Annotated in this window: 21 protein-coding genes; 10 read left to right on the forward strand and 11 right to left on the reverse strand. The window is 66.5% G+C overall.

All coding sequences use genetic code 11. The features are described from left to right. Positions 1–119: 119 nt before the first annotated feature. A complete protein-coding gene (locus tag JQ633_RS18730; RefSeq protein ID WP_211986537.1) occupies positions 120–1,079 on the forward strand; it encodes a LysR family transcriptional regulator in 960 nt (319 codons plus the stop codon). Positions 1,080–1,082: 3 nt separating this feature from the next. Here the strand turns inward: JQ633_RS18730 and JQ633_RS18735 are convergent, their stop codons facing one another. Then, entirely contained in the window at positions 1,083–2,276 is a 1,194-nt protein-coding gene (locus JQ633_RS18735) for a GNAT family N-acetyltransferase (RefSeq protein ID WP_211986538.1), read from the reverse strand. Between the two features lie 165 nt (positions 2,277–2,441). On the opposite strand from JQ633_RS18735, the gene JQ633_RS18740 reads away from it, so the two are divergent. Then, complete coding sequence (locus JQ633_RS18740) at positions 2,442–3,449, forward strand: polysaccharide deacetylase family protein (RefSeq protein ID WP_211986539.1); 1,008 nt, start codon at positions 2,442–2,444, stop codon at positions 3,447–3,449. Here JQ633_RS18740 and JQ633_RS18745 read toward each other — a convergent pair. Then, positions 3,446–3,655, reverse strand: a complete 210-nt coding sequence (locus JQ633_RS18745; RefSeq protein ID WP_211986540.1) for a DUF2842 domain-containing protein — start codon at positions 3,653–3,655, stop codon at positions 3,446–3,448. The genes JQ633_RS18740 and JQ633_RS18745 overlap by 4 nt on opposite strands. Positions 3,656–3,762: 107 nt before the next feature. Here JQ633_RS18745 and JQ633_RS18750 point away from each other — a divergent pair, with 107 nt between their 5' ends. Further along, positions 3,763–4,848 carry a COX15/CtaA family protein gene (locus JQ633_RS18750; RefSeq protein ID WP_211986541.1) on the forward strand — a complete coding sequence of 362 codons (1,086 nt, stop codon included), beginning with the start codon at positions 3,763–3,765 and terminating at the stop codon, positions 4,846–4,848. 4 nt (positions 4,849–4,852) lie between these two features. Here JQ633_RS18750 and nadC read toward each other — a convergent pair whose 3' ends face one another. The 8 genes from nadC to JQ633_RS18790 all read right to left on the reverse strand — a co-directional run bounded on the left by nadC (position 4,853) and on the right by JQ633_RS18790 (position 12,694). Then, complete coding sequence (nadC, locus tag JQ633_RS18755; protein ID WP_211986542.1) at positions 4,853–5,704, reverse strand: carboxylating nicotinate-nucleotide diphosphorylase; 852 nt, start codon at positions 5,702–5,704, stop codon at positions 4,853–4,855. Next, on the reverse strand, positions 5,701–7,251 hold the full coding sequence (locus JQ633_RS18760) for an L-aspartate oxidase (RefSeq protein ID WP_211986543.1): 1,551 nt from the start codon (positions 7,249–7,251) through the stop codon (positions 5,701–5,703). Before JQ633_RS18760 ends, nadC begins: the two co-directional genes overlap by 4 nt. Continuing rightward, positions 7,248–8,234: a quinolinate synthase NadA gene (nadA, locus tag JQ633_RS18765; protein ID WP_211986544.1), complete on the reverse strand. Its 987-nt coding sequence runs from the start codon at positions 8,232–8,234 to the stop codon at positions 7,248–7,250. The genes JQ633_RS18760 and nadA overlap by 4 nt, the downstream gene beginning before the upstream one ends. 54 nt (positions 8,235–8,288) lie before the next feature. Continuing rightward, the gene (locus JQ633_RS18770; protein ID WP_211986545.1) at positions 8,289–9,245 is read right to left on the reverse strand and encodes an NUDIX hydrolase; all 957 of its coding nucleotides are present in this window, start codon (positions 9,243–9,245) and stop codon (positions 8,289–8,291) included. 14 nt (positions 9,246–9,259) lie between these two features. Next, positions 9,260–9,595, reverse strand: coding sequence for a hypothetical protein (locus JQ633_RS18775; RefSeq protein WP_211986546.1), 336 nt, complete (start codon positions 9,593–9,595; stop codon positions 9,260–9,262). 145 nt (positions 9,596–9,740) lie between these two features. After that, positions 9,741–11,021 carry an O-acetylhomoserine aminocarboxypropyltransferase gene (locus JQ633_RS18780; RefSeq protein WP_211986547.1) on the reverse strand — a complete coding sequence of 427 codons (1,281 nt, stop codon included), beginning with the start codon at positions 11,019–11,021 and terminating at the stop codon, positions 9,741–9,743. 150 nt (positions 11,022–11,171) lie between these two features. Then, a complete protein-coding gene (locus JQ633_RS18785) occupies positions 11,172–11,756 on the reverse strand; it encodes a CoA-binding protein (RefSeq protein ID WP_211986548.1) in 585 nt (194 codons plus the stop codon). A 113-nt stretch (positions 11,757–11,869) separates the two neighbouring features. After that, positions 11,870–12,694, reverse strand: coding sequence for an enoyl-CoA hydratase (locus JQ633_RS18790; RefSeq protein ID WP_211986549.1), 825 nt, complete (start codon positions 12,692–12,694; stop codon positions 11,870–11,872). A gap of 70 nt (positions 12,695–12,764) precedes the next feature. Between JQ633_RS18790 and JQ633_RS18795 the strand changes: the two genes are divergently transcribed. The 5 genes from JQ633_RS18795 (at position 12,765) to JQ633_RS18815 (ending at position 16,022) form a co-directional block, all read left to right on the forward strand. Then, positions 12,765–13,193 carry a PaaI family thioesterase gene (locus JQ633_RS18795; RefSeq protein ID WP_211986550.1) on the forward strand — a complete coding sequence of 143 codons (429 nt, stop codon included), beginning with the start codon at positions 12,765–12,767 and terminating at the stop codon, positions 13,191–13,193. Positions 13,194–13,346: 153 nt separating this feature from the next. Next, on the forward strand, positions 13,347–13,811 hold the full coding sequence (gene rplM / locus JQ633_RS18800; RefSeq protein WP_211986551.1) for a 50S ribosomal protein L13: 465 nt from the start codon (positions 13,347–13,349) through the stop codon (positions 13,809–13,811). Next, positions 13,811–14,287 (forward strand): 30S ribosomal protein S9, encoded by a 477-nt coding sequence (gene rpsI, locus JQ633_RS18805; protein WP_211986552.1) that lies wholly within the window; start codon positions 13,811–13,813, stop codon positions 14,285–14,287. Before rplM ends, rpsI begins: the two co-directional genes overlap by 1 nt. 236 nt (positions 14,288–14,523) lie before the next feature. Then, the gene (locus JQ633_RS18810) at positions 14,524–15,738 is read left to right on the forward strand and encodes a GGDEF domain-containing protein (RefSeq protein ID WP_211986862.1); all 1,215 of its coding nucleotides are present in this window, start codon (positions 14,524–14,526) and stop codon (positions 15,736–15,738) included. A 47-nt stretch (positions 15,739–15,785) separates the two neighbouring features. Then, the gene (locus JQ633_RS18815) at positions 15,786–16,022 is read left to right on the forward strand and encodes a hypothetical protein (protein WP_211986553.1); all 237 of its coding nucleotides are present in this window, start codon (positions 15,786–15,788) and stop codon (positions 16,020–16,022) included. A 6-nt stretch (positions 16,023–16,028) separates the two neighbouring features. On the opposite strand, the gene JQ633_RS18820 is transcribed toward JQ633_RS18815, so the two are convergent. Further along, positions 16,029–17,174 (reverse strand): AI-2E family transporter, encoded by a 1,146-nt coding sequence (locus JQ633_RS18820; protein ID WP_211986554.1) that lies wholly within the window; start codon positions 17,172–17,174, stop codon positions 16,029–16,031. Between the two features lie 168 nt (positions 17,175–17,342). On the opposite strand from JQ633_RS18820, the gene JQ633_RS18825 reads away from it, so the two are divergent. Both JQ633_RS18825 and JQ633_RS18830 read left to right on the forward strand, forming a co-directional pair. Further along, a complete protein-coding gene (locus JQ633_RS18825; protein ID WP_211986555.1) occupies positions 17,343–18,050 on the forward strand; it encodes a hypothetical protein in 708 nt (235 codons plus the stop codon). A gap of 169 nt (positions 18,051–18,219) precedes the next feature. Further along, a complete protein-coding gene (locus tag JQ633_RS18830; protein WP_211986556.1) occupies positions 18,220–18,987 on the forward strand; it encodes a gamma-glutamyl-gamma-aminobutyrate hydrolase family protein in 768 nt (255 codons plus the stop codon). Positions 18,988–19,227: the final 240 nt, after the last annotated feature.

Consider the following 19,227-nt stretch of genomic DNA (forward strand, 5'->3'; position numbering starts at 1 on the left):
GCCACACCGGGCGGGGCGCGACGATCTGCGTCAGCGCACGCGGAGGATGCGTGAGGCGAGGATAAACGTCCAATGCTAGTCTTGTGGGGATCCATAACCGTTTTGGTAGGGGACGTCGCATGCAGGACATCGAGCGCGCCCGGCGCCGCATCAAGCTGCGCGACCTGCATATCCTGCTCGTCGTCGCGCAGCGCGGCAGCATGGCGAAGGCCGCGGCCGAACTCGCAATGTCGCAGCCGGCGGTGTCGCGTGCGGTCTCGGACATGGAGCACGCGCTGGGCTTGCGGCTGTTCGACCGCGGGCGCGGCGGCGTCGAGCCGACGCTCTATGGCCGCGCGCTGCTCAGGCGGGGCGTCGCGATCTTCGACGAACTGACGCAGGGCCTGCAGGAGCTCGAATTCCTCGCCGATCCGACCGTCGGACAGTTGTGCATCGGCAGTTCGGAAAGCGTCGCGGCGGGCCTGTTGCCCGCGGTGATCGACCGCTTCTCGCGGCAGCATCCGGGCATTCGTCTCCATGTCGTCCAGACCGTGCTTGGCACCACGCATTATCGCGAGCTGCGCGAGCGCAGCATCGATCTGCTGCTGGGTTGGATACCGACGCCATTCGGCGAGGAGGACCTGACGGTGGAACATCTGTTCGGCGATCCGCGGGTCGTCGTCGCCGGGCGGCATAGCAGGTGGGCGCGCAAACCCGGCGTGGCGTTGGCTGACCTCGCCGACGAGTCCTGGGTGCTGCCGCCGCCGGAGACCTTTCCGGGCGCCGCGGCCGCCGATCTGTTCCGAGAGAGCGGGTTGCGGGTGCCGCGCGTCCCGGTCGCGACGCTGTCGATCCATCTCTGCTGCAGGCTGGCCGCGACCGGCCGGTTCGTCGCCTTGCTGCCGGGCTCGATCCTGTGGTTCGGCGGCAGCGATCTGGGATTGAAGATGATCCCGGTCAAGCTGCCGCGCGCGTCGGCCACGTCGGTCGCGATGGTGACGCTGAAGGACCGCACGCAGACTCCTGCCGCGGAGATCTTCATCGCATGCGTTCGCGACGTTGCGAAATCGATGGCGGAGAAGCCGCGCGCGCGGAGGTAATGTCTAGCGGAACATCGCGCGCAGATTCTGCGCGATCTCGAGCAGATGCGGGTTCTGCTTCACCGCGCGCTTGGCGCGGTTGAGCCGCGACAGCACGCTCGCCGCCGGCCGGCCGCGCAGGCTGAGCGGAATGAAGCTGTCGAAGATCGCCTCGTCATCCTTGCAGAACAGCCGCTTGTACTCGTCCGAGCCGATGCCGAGATCGAGCGCGCGATAGTTATCGCCGGCATGCCGGTCGATGATGTCGCGCATCAGGATCAGGCCGGGGCTGTATTTGGAATTGGCGGACATCGTGTAGGTGTTGAACATCATCGAGAAGCGATGACCGTCAGCGACGCCGGCGAAGATCGCAATCGGTTCCTCGTCGCATTCCAGCGCATGGATGTCGATCGCATAACCCTTGCCGTCGGCGCGCGGCGCGAGGCAGGCGGCGCGGATGAACTGCTCGACGCCGGGCTCGGCGAACACGTTCGGCAGCTTCTGCTCGGCCATGCGCAGCGGCTTGACGCGGAAGAACCAGTCGAGCAGGCGGCAGACGTCGGCGCCCTCGGTGGCGACGTAATAGCGATAGCCGGGCAGCGCCTGCAGCTTGCGCTCCTTGCCCTTGAGGCGGCGGCGGAACGAATTGCTGACCAAGGTCGCGGGCTCGGCGTCCGGCGGGATCGCCAGCACCGGGCAATCGTTCACCGAGGGCTGGTGCGGCAGCAAGGCCATCGGGTTCGGCAGATCCTGCCAGCGCAGCGGCTGCTGATGCAGCGCCAGCGCATCGACGCGGGAGCGTTCGGAGATCAGGGTGATCAGCGCCGCGAGGTCGGCCTCGGTGGCATTGGCGGCGAAATCGCGGTCGTAGAGCGCCATGTTGAAGGTCGAATGCTTGCCGCCCATGAAGGTCGCGCACTGCGCGCCCAGCCGGGACTCGATGGCCAGCGGCAGCAGCAGCAGCGGCCGCCGTTCGCTGTCGTGGGCGACCACGATGAACGGCCGCAGGCCGTCGCGTTCGCCCACCTGGCGCTGCCAGGCGGCGAGGAAGTCGAAGCGCTGATAGGGTGTGAACGAGTGTCCCGGTGTCTCGAAGCCACGCCAGATCGCCTCGGCCGCGGCGAGATCATGGAAAATGTCGACGCCGGCGATGCGGATTGCATTCGACCACGTTCGCGCACCTGCCGTCTGGCCTTCAATTGCCGCAGCCATGACCATCTCAGAACCCGATTGTTTTAGGAAATTATTTACAGTTCTCGACGCCGCGACCTTCGCAGGGAATCGTCAACAAAGGGTAAGAACAATGCCGGGCGGTCCACGGGAACCGCCGGGACGGGGGCGGGACCTTTGGCGTCGGATAATGGATTATGGCGGCGGGCGGGGATGGAGCTCGCCTATTTCAGCGGCGCGTTCCGCCTGCGGCAGCAGGGGGCCGGGGCGATCCTGCGCTTCGAGCGGATCCGCCCGGCCGGCTCCGCCCGGTTCCAGCCGCCGCGCGCCCGCGAGATCACGCCAGGCTTTCTCGATCGTACCATCGCTGCCCTGAAGCGCTGGAACTATGACATCGTCGGCATCGACGAGGCCTGCCGCCGCGCCGCGGCGCCGTCGGAGCGGCGGCGCTTCGTCTGCCTGACCTTCGACGGCGCCGGCAAGGACCTCGTCAGCCATGCCTATCCGGTGCTGGCGAGGCACCGGGTTCCCTTCACGCTGTATCTGCCGACGGCATTTCCCGACGGCCTCGGTGTGGCCTGGTGGCTGGTGCTCGAGCAGGTGATCGCCCGCGAGGGCCGTATCAGCCTGATGATCGACGGCAGGGAGCGGCACTTTGACGTCCCGAGGCTCGCGGACAAATACGAGCTGTTCGAATTCCTGTCCGGCTGGATGCGCAAGCTGCCGCCGGCGGAGCTGTCCTATGCCGTCAACGATCTCGGCACGCGTTATTCGGTCGACGTCGCGGAGCTGTCGCGCGGCGCCGCGCTGGACTGGGACGATCTGGCGAAGCTCGCCGCCGATCCGAACGTCACCTTTGGCAGCGCCACCGTGAACTATCCGGCGCTGTCGAACCTCGGTGATGCCGATGCCCGGCGCGAGATGGCGATGGGGCAGGCGGTGGTCGAGAGCGCGATCGGGCAACCGGTCAGGCATTTCGCCTTTCCGTTCGGCGATCGTGACTCGTTCCGTCGTGTCCACGTCGTGATGGCGGAGGAGGCCGGCTTTGCCAGTGCCGTCTCCACCATCCCGGGCATTGTCGAAGCGCAGGGGCGCACCAACCTTCACGTGCTGCCGCGCATCGCGTGGGACGGCCGCGTGCGCTCGCTGCGGATGATGCGGGTACTGCTGTCGGGCGTGATGTTTGCGCCGGTGAAGCCGACGCGGAGCGCGTCGGGCTAGGCCCGGTCCGGCCGCGACATCCAGGCGACGATCGGCATCGCCGGCAGCACCCAGCCGAGCCCGGCGACGACGTAGAAGATCGCCTGCAACAGCCCCGAATTGGCGAGCCAGGGCGTCTGCGCGATGGTCATGCCGAGCAGCGACCACACCACGACCAGGATCAGAAGGAAGATGGTTCCGAGCAGTTTGCGGGTGCGTATGGCCATGTCTTTATCGTGGAGCCGGATCTGTGCATTTCGTGATTTCAGCGGCGCTTGCGCCGCTGGCGGGGCGGACTATAAGGGGCGCGAAAATCCAATCAAGTCAGGGCGAAATGGCCGGTATTTCCGCAAAGACCTCGCAGCATCGCGCCGTCAGGATATGGCTGCTCTTTGTCGCCGGCCTGATCGCGCTGATGGTGCTGGTCGGCGGCGCCACGCGGCTGACCGAGTCCGGGTTGTCGATCGTCGAGTGGAAGCCGGTGACCGGCGCGCTGCCGCCGCTGACCGAGGCGCAGTGGACGCAGGCCTTCGAGGGCTACAAGACCATCCCGCAATATCGCGAGCTCAACGCCGGGATGACGCTCGATCAGTTCAAGACGATCTTCTGGTGGGAGTGGAGCCACCGGCTGCTCGGCCGCTTCATCGGCGCTGCCTACCTGCTGCCGTTCCTCTACTTCCTGTGGCGTGGCGCGGTCAGCGGCGAGCTGGGGCGGCGGCTGTGGGTGATCTTCGGGCTCGGCGCGCTGCAGGGCGCGGTCGGCTGGTGGATGGTGGCGTCCGGCCTGACCCAGCGCGTCGAGGTGTCGCAGTATCGGCTGGCGACGCATCTGGTGCTCGCGCTCCTGATCTTCGCCGCGATCGTCTGGACGCTGCGCCGGCTCACCGAGCGGCCGCCGCTGCTCGCGCCTTTCAGGCTGAAGGTCACGAGCGCGGTGCTGCTCGGGCTGACCTTCCTGCAGCTCTATTTCGGCGGGCTGGTCGCCGGCCTGCGCGCGGGCCGGGTCTACAACACCTGGCCGGAGATCGACGGCGGCTTCATTCCGTCGGCCGATCGCCTCTGGTTCGAGACACCGTGGTGGCGCAATTTGTTCGACAACACGCTGACGGTGCAGTTCGAGCACCGCATGACCGCGTATCTGTTGTTCGCGCTGGCGCTCGCGCATGCGATCGATGCGGTGCGCTCGCGCGCCGGCGGCGGCGTGATCGCGGGCGCCTGGTGGCTGGTCGCGGCCATCACGCTGCAGGCGACGCTCGGCATCCTGACGCTGCTGCATCAGGTGCCGATCGATCTGGCGCTGACGCACCAGGCGGTCGCGATCGTTGTGCTGACGCTCGCAGTGCTGCAAGTCGAGCGCTTCGCCGCGCGGCGGACCGAACGGGATCAGCCGACGCTGGTAGCCGTCGGGCAGCCCGGCTGATCCCTCACGCCAGATAGTCCAGTCCGATATCGAGCGCCGCCGAGCTGTGGGTGACCCAGCCGACTGAAATCAGGTCGACGCCAGTGGCGGCAATCGTAGGTGCGGTCGCAGCAGTGATGCGGCCCGACGCCTCGGTGATCGCCTTACCGCGCGCCATCTCCACCGCTTGCGTGAGCTGCTTGATGGTCATGTTGTCGAGCAGCACGGCGTCGACGCCGAGTGACAGCGCTTCCTCGAGCTGGGCGAGGGTGTCGACCTCGAGCTCGACCTTCACGAGATGGCCGACATTGGCCTTGGCGCGCTCGATCGCGGGACGGATGCCGCCGGCGAGCGCGATGTGGTTGTCCTTGATCAACACTGCGTCGTCGAGGCCGAAGCGGTGATTTCCGCCGCCGCCGGCGCGGACGGCGTATTTCTCCAGCGCGCGCAGTCCCGGCGTGGTCTTGCGGGTGCAGACGATCTGGGCGCGTGTGCCTGCTACGGCCTTGACGAGTGTCGCAGTCGCGGTGGCGACGCCACTGAGATGGCAGAGGAAGTTGAGCGCGGTCCGTTCCGCGGTGAGCAGGCTGCGGGCAGGGCCATCGATGATCGCGATCACCTCGTCGGGCTCGACCGCGCTGCCGTCCGGCCGCTCGGCGCGTAGCGCAATCGCCGGCGAGACCATTTGGAACGAGGAGCGCGCGACGTCGAGCCCGGCGACCACGCCGGGCTGTCGCGCCCGCATCACGAGGCGGGCTTGCTGGCTCGCCGGCACGATGGCGTCAGCGGTGATATCGCCGGCGCGGCCGAGGTCCTCGCGCAGCGCGGTCTGCACGATCGGTTCATACAGCAGCGGCAACAACGGATTGAGGGTCATGACAGGGCACTCCTGACTGATGGAACGGACTCGGCGAGTTCGCGCGCGGCGGCGAGCGCTTCGTTGCGTGTGAGCGAGGATGGGACGGCTGACGCAGCCGTGTCGGGAAAGTCGGTGCGGAAATGGCCGCCACGGCTTTCCTCGCGTCGCATCGCGGCGACGGCGATCATGAGTCCGATCAACGCTGCATCGGACGCCGCGCTTTCGCTGCGCGCCAGCGGATAGAGGCTGCGGATCGCGCGCGCGACCCCGATGTGGTCGCGCAACACGCCGAGCCCCTGGGTGAGGATCGGACGCACGGCCGACGGATCAGCCGCCGGCAGAATGGTCTCGGTGCACATTGTCGTGCACGGACCTGCGCCCGCGTCGGCGATGCTTGCGGCGACCCATTGCGCGCAGACGATCGCTTCCATCAGCGAGTTGCTGGCGAGCCGGTTGGCGCCGTGCAGTCCGGTGCGCGCGGCTTCGCCGCAGGCCCACAGGCCCTGCACGCTGCTGCGGCCTTCGCCATCAACGGCGATGCCGCCCATGTGGTAATGGACCGCGGGGCGGATCGGGATCGGATCATGAGCGGGATCGATCCCGGCCATCTTGCAGAATGCGCTGATCACGGGATAGCGCTGCGCGAAATCAGCGCCCGGATGCCTGCGCGCATCGAGGAAGGTGCGATGTCCCGCGGCACGGTGGCGCCACACCGCGCGCGCGACGATGTCGCGCGGCGCGAGCTCCGCGCCGGGCTCGTCGGCCATGAAGCGATGTCCGGTCTCGTCGATCAGCCATGCGCCATCGCCGCGGATCGCTTCGGTGAGCAGCGGCATCGGCCGCGATGGCCCGTCGAAGGCGGTGGGGTGAAACTGGACGAATTCGAGATCGGAGAGTTTTGCGCCGGCGTGCGCCGCGAGTGCGAGGCCCTGGCCAAAACATCCGCCCGGATTGGTGCTGTCGGCGAACAGCCCGCCGATGCCGCCGGTCGCGATCACGACGCGGTTGGTGGCGATCGTCAGTGCGCCGCGATCATTCGCGGCCAGCACGCCCTTGATCGCGTTGTCCTCGACCAGCAGCCGCCGTGCCTCGACGCCTTCGAGCAGCGCGATCGACGGCGTGCGCCGGACCTCTGCGATCAGCGCGCGCATGATCTCGCGCCCGGTGCCGTCGCCGGTCGCATGCACGATGCGGTTGCGGCCATGTGCAGCCTCGAGCCCAAGCCGCCAGCCGCCGTCGGCTCGCCGATCGAAGGCAACGCCGAGCCCGGCGAGACGCTCGACCGCCGCTGGTGCCGCGTCGACAATCCGGCGTGCCGCGGTCTCGTCGCAGAGGCCTGCGCCGGCGGCGAGCGTGTCGGCGAGATGCAGGGCAGGGGCGTCGTCATTGCCGACCGCGGCGGCCAATCCGCCCTGCGCCCACATGCTGGAGGCTTCGGCGCCGAGCGGCGATTTCGACAGCAGCACGACCGGCTCGGGCGCAAGCTCCAGCGCGGTCATCAGCCCCGCGGCGCCGCCGCCGATGATGACGGGGCGGCCGTTCAGATCAGTGACATCCGCGCTCATATCGCCAGCATCCTTTCGACACTGCGCCTTGCGCGATCGGCGATCTCGGGGTCGATCGTGACCTCGTGCTGGTTGGTCTCCAGCGCGTGGCGGATGTTCTTCAGCGTGATCCGCTTCATGTGCGGGCAGAGATTGCAGGGGCGGACGAATTCGATGTCCGGATTCCGTGCGGCGATGTTGTCGCTCATCGAACATTCGGTCAGCAGCACCACGCGCGGCGGACGCTTCGTCTCCACGAAGGTCTGCATCCCGGCGGTCGAGCCGGCATAATCGGCCGCGGCGACAACCTCTGGCGGGCATTCCGGATGCGCCAGCACCGTGACATCGGGATGAGCCTCGCGCAGCTGGCGCACGTCGTCGGCGGTGAACAGCTCATGCACCTCGCAATGGCCCTTCCATGCGATGATCTTCTTCTTGGTCTGCTTGGCGATGTTCTGCGCCAGGTACTCGTCCGGCAGCATGATCACGCGCTCGGTGCCGAGGGATTCAACGACCTTCAGCGCATTGCCGGAGGTGCAGCAGATGTCCGACTCCGCCTTCACCGCGGTGGATGTGTTGACATAGGCCACCACCGGCGCGTCCGGATAGCGCGCGCGCATCAGCCGCACGTCCTCGGCGGTGATGGAATCCGCGAGCGAGCAGCCGGCCCCTAGATCGGGGATCAGCACGGTCTTGGCCGGATTGAGCAGCTTTGCCGTCTCGGCCATGAAGTGCACGCCGGCGAGCACGATGACGTCGGCATCGACCTTGGTCGCCTCGCGCGCGAGCAGCAGGCTGTCGCCGACGATGTCGGCAACGCCGTGGAAGATCTCCGGCGTCTGGTAATTATGCGCCAGCACCACCGCATTGCGGCGGCGTTTCAGCGCCAGGATCGCATCGACGTCCTCGGCAAAGGTCGCCCATTCGAAGGGCGGGATCACGCGCTTGACGCGTTCATAGAGCGGCGCGGTGCGCTCGAGCAGTGCAGCATCTGGACTGGCCATTTATACTCTCCTTGAGCATAAGATGGCTTATACTTATCCTGAGCATAAGGTCTGTCAAGTGCGAGTCAGCGGCAGCTTGGTGCCGGCGACGGCCCGTTCGGCCAGCACGGCGTGACGGAAGCGGAACAGCTTGGCCGGGCGGCCGACCGTGTCGGCGGCCATTGCGCCAGTTTCTTCAACGAGTTCCTGCTGCTCGATGAGGCGGCGGAAATTCTGCTTGTGGACCAGCCGGCCTGCGAGCGCCTCAACACTGCGTTGCAGCTGCAGCAGGGTGAACTCGGCCGGCATCAGCTCGAACACGACCGGGCGGTACTTGATCTTGGCGCGCAGCCGCGCGATCCCGGTGGCTAGGATGCGGCGATGGTCGGCGGTCATCGGCTTGCCCGGGACGATCGCGGTGTCGCGGCCATGCTCGCGGCCGGTTTCCGGGATCAGTCCGGACTCGTAGAGCAGCTCGTAGCGCTGCAGCACCAGCTCCTCGTTCCAGGCGCGGTCGTCGAGACCGAAATTGATGGCGCAGCGCTGCCAGCGCTCGCGCTGCAGCGCGGGCGGCGGCGCCGACTTCGCCCAGGCCTTCAGCTTCGGCGTGATGACCTTGGCAAGGAACGGCGGCACGCCGGCGCGGTGGTCCTCCCACGGGAAATAGCCGTACCAGCCGGACCAGTGCGCCTCAAAACCTGCGCCGACCTGGTCCTCGCGGGTCAGGCCGAGATAGCTGATCGAGACGCTGTGCGGCGTCCCGGCGTCGCCGGAGCGGCCGCGGTCTGCAAAGGTGTAGAGCTGCTCGACATAGCCGAGCGGATGGCCGGTCTGCGCCTCGACCCAGGCGCGAAGCGCCGTCTGCAGCGAGCGGTGGCTGAACTCGAACGGGCCGCTCGGCAGCGCCGAGCCGCCGGCGATGGTCATGATCTTGGGCGTGCCGTCGGTGACGGCGACCAGCACGGCGACGAGGTCGGCGGTGATCGCGTTCCCTGACGGTGCGGTGCTGCGCTTCTGCGGCGATCTTGCCACCCGATCGTCCCGCGCTAGCAGTAGCCGTAGACGCCGCAGGCGTAGGGCAGGCGGTCCCAATAGTCGACATAGGCGCCGCCGTAATACGGGCCGAGATAGCTGTAGGAGCGCGAGTTGCCGTAATAGCCGGGCAGCGACGACGATCCGGGCAGCAGCGGCTCGCCGGGCACCCACGGGATGAAGGGCTCGGAGTTGAGCGGAACCACGACCACCCTGGGCTCGACCACGACGAGCTGGCGGCCGACCCGTGCATAGGTCGGCGGGGCCTTGGCGGCGGCTGGGACGTCAGCGGCCTCGGCGGGCGGGATCGCAACAAGCGCGATCGCGAGCGGCAATATCCAGCGCAGCATCAATGGTCTCCCGAATCATCCGGAGCCTATCACTGCCACTTTATGCCCGAATGAGCGTTAACGAGAGCCTTGCACCCTTGTGGGAGTCAACGGAGTTGAAGCCACCGGAGCGATGCGGCGCACCGCTCCGGAACCGGCAACCGGATCAGGCGCGCAGCGCCTGGTCGAGGTCCTCGATCAGGTCTTCCTTGTCCTCGATGCCGATCGAGAGTCGCACCACGTCGGGCGCCGCACCAGACTTCACCTTGGCGGCATCGTCGAGCTGGCTGTGCGTGGTGGAAGCCGGGTGGATCACCAGCGAGCGGGTGTCGCCGACATTGGCGAGGTGCGAGAACAGCTTCAGGTTCGACACCAGATTGACGCCGGCGTCATAGCCGCCCTTGAGGCTGAAGGTGAACACCGCGCCCGCGCCCTTCGGCGCATATTTGCGCTGCAGGTTATTGTAGCGGTCACCGGGCAGGCCGGCATAGTTGACCGCCGAGACCGCCGGATGGGTGGACAGGAATTCCGCCACCGCCTTGGCATTGTCGCAGTGCTTCTGCATGCGCAGCGGCAGCGTCTCGATGCCGGTCAGGATCATGAAGGCGTTGAACGGCGACAGCGCCGGTCCGAGATCGCGCAGCCCGAGCACGCGGCAGGCGATCGCGAAAGCGAAATTGCCGAACGTCTCCTGGATCCGGATGCCGTGATATTCCGGGCGCGGCTCGCTGAGCATCGGATATTTGTTGTCCTTGGCCCAGTCGAAGGTGCCGGCATCGACGATGATGCCGCCGAGCGAATTGCCGTGGCCGCCGAGGAATTTGGTCGCCGAGTGCACCACGATGTCGGCTCCGTGGTCGATCGGCTTGATCAAATAGGGCGAGGCCAGCGTGTTGTCGACGATCAGCGGCACGCCGGCATTGCGCGCGATCGCCGCGATCGCCTCGATGTCGGTGATGCTGCCGGCCGGGTTGGCGATCGACTCGATGAAGATCGCCTTGGTGTGCGGCGTCACTGCGCGCTCGAAGCTGCCGGCGTCATCGGGATCGGCCCAGGCCACGTTCCAGCCGAATGCCTTGAAGGCGTGGGTGAACTGGTTGATCGATCCGCCATAGAGCTTTCGCGCGGCGAGAACTTCGTCGCCGGGTCGCATCAGCTGCTGTAGCACGACGAGCTGCGCCGCGTGGCCGGAGGCCACGGCGAGCGCCGCGGTGCCGCCTTCCAGCGCGGCGACGCGCTCTTCCAGCACCGCATTGGTCGGGTTGCCGATCCGCGTATAGATGTTGCCGAACGCCTGCAGGCCGAACAGCGAGGCGGCGTGGTCGGCATCGTTGAACACGAAGGACGTGGTCTGGTAGATCGGCGTCGCCCGCGCGCCGGTGGTCGGATCAGGCTGTGCACCGGCATGCACGGCGAGGGTGGAAAATCCCGGAAGGCGATCGGTCATTATCTGCGTCCTGTTGTGGCCTGATCCAAAATGCGCGGCATGCTGATGGCAGCTCGCGCCGCCGTCAAGCCGCGTTGGCGAGGGCTCGCGTGTTTGGAACGGGCATGCTGCCCGATATCGCGCGATCGCGACGAATATTCCGCCGGTGCGTCAGGTTGACTCGGTTTTGTTTTTCGCGGCGCGGTCGGATGCCGCAGTCTGGCCGCCGCCGAAGCTGGTGCGGTTGAGCGACAGCCGCATGCCCTGCGTCGGCACCGGCGCGCGCTTGGAGCTCAGCGTGCGCGAGTTGACGCCCATCCAGGAGATCTCCGACGACAGCCGGCCATACTCGATCTTCGGGCAGCGGTTCATCACGACCTTGAGGCCCGCGGCCTCGGCCTTCTCCGCGGCGGCATCGTCGCGCGCGCCGAGCTGCATCCAGATCACCTTCGGCGGCGGCGACAGCTTCAGCGCCTCCTCGACCACCGGCATGATGTGGCTCGAATTGCGGAAGATGTCGATCATGTCGATCGGACGGCCGATGTCGGCGAGCGAGGCCACGAACGGCTTGCCCATCAGCGCCTTGCCGACATGGCCCGGATTGACCGGGATCATGTCGTAGCCGCGCTGCGCCAGATATTTGAACGCGAAGTAGCTCGGACGCACATTGACCGGCGAGGCGCCGACCATCGCGATCGACTTCACGCCGTTGAGGATGCTGCGGATGTAATTGTCGTCGTAGGCGTCGTGGTTCATGTCTGTTCTTTTTTGCTGTCATTCCGGGGCTCGCGAAGCGAGAACCCGGAATCTCGAGATTCCGGGTTCGATGCTTCGCATCGCCCCGGAATGACGACGCAGTTTCTGCGTCGTCATTTATCCTGCCATTTCGGTTCGCGCTTCTCGATGAAGGCGCCGATGCCTTCCTCGGCGTCGCGCGCCATCATGTTCTCGGTCATCACCTCGGCGGCGAAGCGATAGGCGTCGGCGAGGTTCATCTCGGCCTGGCGGTAGAACGCTTCCTTGCCGAGCTTCACCGTGTAGGCCGATTTCAGCGCGACCTTCTGCGCCAGCGCGAGCGCGGCGTCGCGCTCGGTACCGGCGGGTACCACGCGGTTGATCAGCCCGATGCTTTGGGCGGTGGCGGCCGAGATCGGCTCGCCGGTGAGCAGCATCTCCATCGCCTGCTTGCGCGGCACGTTGCGCGACAGCGCCACCATCGGGGTCGAGCAGAACAGGCCGATGTCGACGCCCGGCGTCGCGAAGCTGGCAGCTTCGGAGGCGACCGCGAGGTCGCAGCTGGCAACGAGCTGGCAGCCGGCCGCGGTCGCGATGCCCTGCACGGACGCGACGACGGGTTTCGGCAGATGCACCACGGCCTGCATCATGGCGCTGCAGGCATTCATCATGTGCGCGAAGTAAGCGCGGCCGCGATCGGCATCGCTGCGGCGCGTGGTGAGCTCCTTGATGTCGTGACCGGCGGAGAAGGCCGGGCCGTTGGCGGCGAGCACGACGCCGCGGACGCTGTCGTCGTCGCGGATCTCGTTCAGCGCGCCATGCAGCTCGGCGATCATGGCTTCCGACAGGCTGTTGCGGACCGCCGGGCGGTTGAGCGTCAGAATCGCGATACTGCCGACCTTTTCACGAAGCAGGATCGGGGCGTGCGGCGCTGCTGCGCGGGCGGCTTGAGCGGGCATGGCGAAATTCCATTATGGTCTGGATGACAATTTAATGTAACAGGCGACCAGAGGCGAGGGTACGGACGGCATGGCAACGGCGAAAATGAGCGTGGCTGAGGTGGAGGAGTTCCTGCGCAGGGAATTTCCGCAGGCCTTCGTTTACGACGACGTCAGGATCGAAAGCGCCGACGGCGAGACCGCGCTGCTACGCCAGCGCTTCAGCGAGCGCATGCTGCGGCCGGGCGGCACCGTATCCGGCCCAACCTTGATGAACCTGGCTGATTTCGCGATGTATGTCGTGCTGCTGTCGGCAATCGGGCCGGTCGGCCTTGCCGTCACCACCAACCTCAACATCAATTTCCTGCGCAAGGGCCAGCCCGCGCAGGACGTGCTGGCGGTCGCCAAGCTGCTCAAGCTCGGCAAGCGGCTGGCGGTCGGCGAGGTCAACCTGCTGTCGGGCTCGTCGCCCGATCCGATCGCCCATGTCACGGCGACCTATTCCATTCCAAATGCGTGATGTTTTCTCTGGTACTATAACACCATATTTTTAAATCATTGTTCTGATTGATGTAATTTGCGCACGCGGCCGTTGACGTGCGCCGGTACCTTCTCTAGAAGTCCGCCCAGTTCGGCGCATACGGCGCCGATTTCCTTTTTCACGGATATCACCATGAGCACGTTCTCGGCCAAGCCCGCCGAAGTGACGAAGAAGTGGGTCGTGATCGACGCCAAGGGTCTGGTCGTCGGCCGTCTTGCCACTATCGTTGCGATGCGTCTGCGCGGCAAACACCTGCCCACCTACACCCCGCATGTGGATTGCGGTGACAACGTCATCATCGTCAACGCCGCGCATGTGGTGCTGACCGGCCGCAAGCGCGACCAGAAGACCTACTACAAGCACACCGGTTTCATCGGCGGCATCAAGGAGCGCACCGCGAAGGAGATCCTCGAGGGTCGTTTCCCCGAGCGCGTCGTCGAGAAGGCGATCGAGCGCATGATCCCGCGCGGCCCGCTCGGCCGCATGCAGATGGGCAATCTGCGCGTCTATCCGGGTGCCGATCATCCGCATGAGGCCCAGAGCCCCGAGAAGGTCGATATCGCTTCCCTGAACCGCAAGAACACGAGGGCCGCATAATGTCCGATACGTTGCAGTCCCTCGACCAGCTCGCGCAGGTCAAGCCGGCGGCTCCCGACGCGCCGAAGTACGTCAAGAAGGTCGACAAGTTCAACCGCGCCTACGCCACCGGCAAGCGCAAGGACGCCGTCGCCCGCGTCTGGATCAAGCCGGGTGCCGGCAAGATCTCGGTCAACACCCGCGAGTTCGAGACCTATTTCGCCCGTCCGGTGCTGCGCATGATGATCCAGCAGCCGCTGGTCGCTGCCGCGCGTAACGGCCAGTATGACGTGATCTGCACCGTCGCCGGCGGCGGTCTGTCCGGCCAGGCCGGTGCCGTCCGTCACGGCATCTCGAAGGCGCTGACCAACTTCGAGCCCGAGCTGCGCAGCGTCCTCAAGAAGGGCGGCTTCCTGACCCGCGACAGCCGCACCGTCGAGCGCAAGAAGTACGGCAAGGCGAAGGCCCGCAAGTCCTTCCAGTTCTCGAAGCGCTAATTCGCGAACTAAAATTTGCGGCAATTGCCGCAGGCATCGAGTTGAAGAGGGCGCCGCGAGGCGCCCTTTTTGCTGCGCCGTTAGATGCGAATTAACGCAGATTTTCGCGAAAACTTGCCGGTGCGCGCAAACGAAATTGGAACTCGCTGCATCCTAGCGTGCGCATCAGCAGTAGCGCCGCATCACACATTTAAAAATCGCGCCTGCGAATTGTTGCATCACAGCGGGCTGGGCCAATTATGTCGTTCGACACATCGACACTGTATCTGTTCGCCACCATGGTCGCGGGCATGCTCGGGGCTATGCTTTTGTTGTTCGGCCGTCAGGAGAGCATTCCGGCGCTGAAATGGTGGGGCACCGCCTATCTGCTCGGCGCGTCCTCGGTCGCGCTCTGGACCATCGGCGGCCCCGCGCTGGGCGCGCCGGTCCTGCTCGGGCTGAATGCGGTGGGCTTTGCCGCCTGCGGCATGGTCTGGAACGCCTCGCGCGTGTTCCACGGCCGCAAGCCCAATCTGCCGGGACTCGTGCTCGGCCCGATCGCCTGGATCGGCGCCGTGACCACGGTGGAAGATACTGCGATCCGGCTGATCATCGGCGCGGCGATCGTCGCGGTCTATGCCGCGCTGACCGCCGCCGAGCTGTGGAGCGAGCGCCGCCGCGCGATGCAGCGGCGCTGGCCCGCGATCGTCGTGCCGGTGGTGCATGGCTGCGCCCTGATGATCCCGATCCTGATCGGCGCGCTGCTGCGGCCGCATGACGAGAGTTTCGCCAACAGCTTCTGGGTCACGCTGTTCGCGATCGAGCTCGTGCTGTACGCGATCGGCACGGTGTTCGTGATCTTCATGATGGTGTCGGACCGCGCGGTGGCCGTGCACAAGACCGCCGCGTCGGTCGATCCCTTGAGCGGCATGCTCAACCGCCGCGGCTTCTCCGAGGCCTGCGCGCGGGTGATCGAGCGTGAGGCCAATGCCGGCCGTCCGGTCACGGTGATGATCTTCGACATCGATCATTTCAAGTCGATCAACGACCGCTTCGGTCATCCGGCGGGCGACGAGATCCTGAAACTGTTCTCGGCCGTCGTGGTCAACAATTTGAGGATCAGCGATCTGTCGGGCCGGATCGGCGGCGAGGAATTCGCGGCGCTGCTGCCGTGCTCGCTCGAAGAAGGCGTGCTGGTCGCCGAGCGGGTGCGCGAAGCCTTCGAGACCAGCAACATCGTCTGCGAGGAGGGCGCCGTCGACACCACGGTCAGCATCGGCGTCGCCGGCGGGCCCGCCGGCACCGAGCTCGAAGTGCTGCTGGCCTCCGCCGACACCGCGCTCTACCAGGCCAAGCGCGGCGGCCGTAACCGCGTCGAGGCGGCTGAGGAGCTGCCGCTGTCGCTGGAGAACTGGCGGCGCAAGACGGCCGGCCTGCCGGCGTCGGCGCGCCAGAAGCCGGCGACCGCCTAGGGCTTGCGGTAACGACTGGTTAACCATTCGATCCCATGCTTTCCGGCATGGACTCGATCGGTCGTCGCAATCCACAAGCTGCCCTGATGTCGCTGGAAGCGTACGCAGCCTCGGCGCGCGGCGGCTTCGCCTGCCTGTTCTCGAACTCCGACGAATATGAGCGCGCACTGATCGCCGAACGGCGGGCGCAGGGCCGCTACGCGCAGCCGAAGCGCCGCTGGCCGCTGCTGATGTTGATCGGCGTCATGATGATGATCGCCGGTACGGTCCTGTTGCTGGTCTGACGCGGTTCACGCAATGCGCGCCGGCGCTTCGTCCTCGGCCTTGAAGTGGTCGATCATCACCTTGACGATCGCCATCAGCGGCAGCGCCAGCGCCAGTCCCCAGACACCGAACACGACGCCGAGCAGGATCTGGAACGCGAACAGCGTCGCCGGCGGGATGTCGAGCGCCTGGCGCTGGATGATCGGCGTCAGCACGTAGCTCTCCAGCGCGTGCACGCCGAGGAACAGGATGAAGGCGGAGAGCGCCGCGATCCAGCCGCTCGCAAGGCTCGCCAGCACCACGATCAACCCGCCGAGGATCGCGCCGACCGTCGGGATGAAGGCGAGCAGGCCGGCCTGGATGCCGAGGATGAACGAGCTCGGGATGCCGATGATCGCAAGCCCGATCCAGGTGACGAGGAACACCGCCGCCATGGTGATGATCTGCGCGATCAGCCAGCGCTCCAGCGTCTCGCCGATGCGGTCGACGATCGCGGTGGCCTCGCCGCGGTATTTCGCAGGCGCGATGAACAGCAGCCCGGCGCGGTAGATGCTCGGCTGCGCCGCGAAGGCGAGCCCCAAGAATAGCACGATGAAGAAGTTGCCGACCACGCTGACGGTGCCGAGCAGCACCTTCAGCGTCTGGCCGATGATCGCGCCGCCGCTCGAGGCGAGCGCGCTCGCGCCGCTCGGCAGGCCGTGGTTCTGCGACGCCGCAGGTGTAGCGGTGGTCGTCGTCACCGCGGTGCCCTCAGGCTTTGCCTCAGTGGCGGCGTTGGTGAAGTCGAAATAGCTGGTGTCGACGCCGTGCTGCTCGAGGAAATCCTTCACATTGCCGAGCTGCGACTTGATGGTGTTGGTCAGCACGGTGGCTTGCTGTGCGATGGTGGTGCCGCCGAGGAACACGATGCCGGACAACATCCCCGCCAGCGCCAGGCAGACGATCGCGAGCCGCAGCGCGTGCGGCAGTCCGGTCAGGCGGCCGAGCAGGGCGGCCATCGCATTCAGCCCGACGCCGAGCAGCATTCCTGCGAACAGCAGGAACAGCGTGGCGGCGTAATGCCAGGCGAACACCAATAGCGCGGTAAACAGCACGATGCCGATGCCGCCGACGGCGACCGCCCACGCCATGTCGTTGCGGGCCCGCAGGCGATTGTCAGCCGAATCTGTCACGTGATTCCCTCATTCGCGCCCTTCGACGCCACCTTGTCGCGAAAAAGCCCGCTGGGATCAAGCTGCGACGGCACGGCCGTTTGACGCTGGCGTCCCGATTGTGCCAAGCGAGGCGAAAGAGCGATCGGGGGCGGCAAAGTCCGCTCGGGGAAACGGCGAGGGCGGGGAATGGTTTTGAAATGGATCGGGCCGCTCGCGCTGCTCGCCGCGCTCGTGATCGGCGACCAGATCCGGATCAACCGGCCCGGCCACAAATACCGCCTGTCGGTCGAGGTCGAGACGCCCGATGGCGTCAAATCAGCCTCCGGCGTGCTCGCCGTGCATCCCGACCGCGGCTACAGCCGCGGCGGCCAGACCCGCACCGCGGGTGATGCGGTCTATGTCGATCTCGGCGGCGGCAAGAACCTGGTCGCGCTGCTGGCCCATGTCGACAAGGCAGTCGACAAGGCGATTGATCTCGACGACATCAACTACGTCGCGCTGCGTGCCTACACCGCGGCGAAAGGCGGGCGCGTCTCGTTCAATGAGATGAGCAAGCAGACCGGCGTGGTGCCGGTGACCGGCAAGCTGGTCCCGGTGCTGGTGACGTTCGCCGATCCGGCCGATCCGGCCAGCGCACGCGCCGTGTCACCCGACGACAGCGAAGCCGCGCTGGGTAACGGGTTCCGGCTTCACGGCCTCACCGCCGAGGTGGTGCCGAACGGCTATTGGCCGCTCGATTTCGGCGGCAGCCTCGGCGAGCCCGTCACGCGCGGGATCAGGGCCCGGCTGCCCTGGGGCGCTAGCGGCAGCGCCCCGGCGGCTTCGGCGCTCCGCGCTGCAGGCCTGCCCGGCGCCGACAGCATCGATGCCGGAGCCGCATTTACGCGAAAGTGACCGCTTTTGCCGGAACCAGCCGCGATCAGCACCGGATGTTTGCAGGACTGCACACCGCCGGTTGCAGATATCGCTGTTGATCCAGCGGGAACTCGAAGGCATGATCGCCTCGGAATCGCTCCCAAGATAGAAAATTCATTTCGCAAGACTTGAATGTGAGATCTGACGAATGAGACGGCCCGTGGTCGGCGTGATCGGAAACGCCCATCGCATCGAGAATCGCTTCACAGTCCAGATGGTCGGAGAGCGCAACCTCCGCGCGGTTGCTGAAGTGTCGGGCGCGGTGCCGCTGATGTTCGCGGGAAGCCCTGATATTACCGATGTCGGTGCCTTGCTCGACGTAGTCGACGGCGTGGTGCTGACCGGGGCCCGCGCCAACGTCCATCCGACCCGCTTCAACACCGAGCCCTGCGAGGCCCACGAGCCCTACGATCTGCACCGCGACGACGTCGCGCTGGCGCTGTCGGAAGCCTGCGTCGCGCGCGGCGTGCCGATCTTCGGCATCTGCCGCGGCCTGCAGGAGATGAACGTCGCGTTCGGCGGCTCGCTGCACCCGGAGATCCGCGAGATTCCCGGCCGCATGAACCATCGCATGCCGCGGCTGGAGAACGGCGAGATCCATCCCGATCCGACGGTGGTGTTCGCCGACCGCCACGACGTCACGCTGACGCCCGGCGGCGCCTTCGCGAAGATCCTCGGCCGCGAGACCATCCGGGTCAATTCGCTGCACGGGCAGGGCATCCTGGTGCCGGGCGAGCGCGTCGTGATCGAGGGAATTGCCGAGGACGGCACGATCGAGGCGATCCGCATCGCCGATGCGCCGGGCTTTGCGCTCGGCGTGCAGTGGCACGCCGAATACGACCCGCAGCGCAACCCGATCAACCGCGCCCTGTTTGAGGCGTTCGGTGAGGCATTGCGCGAGCGGCGGGCGGCGTAGCGCGGCGCAAAGGTCGGGGCAATCCAATCTCGGTGTCATCACCCGGCCAGTATTCCAGAGACACCAGCGATTGAGCCGATGGGCCGCGGCGTACTGGATCGCCCGATCCCGGGCGATGACAGATGTGGTTGAGGATGCAGTTTTGGGGCTCGCGACATGCGATGGGCCCTCGCGCTATGGGTGCGAATACCCACGACGCACGACCTCCGTAATTTTACGGATACGAAATTGGCGGATTGC

The organism is Bradyrhizobium tropiciagri, assembly GCF_018130505.1.
GTDB lineage: Bacteria > Pseudomonadota > Alphaproteobacteria > Rhizobiales > Xanthobacteraceae > Bradyrhizobium > Bradyrhizobium tropiciagri_B.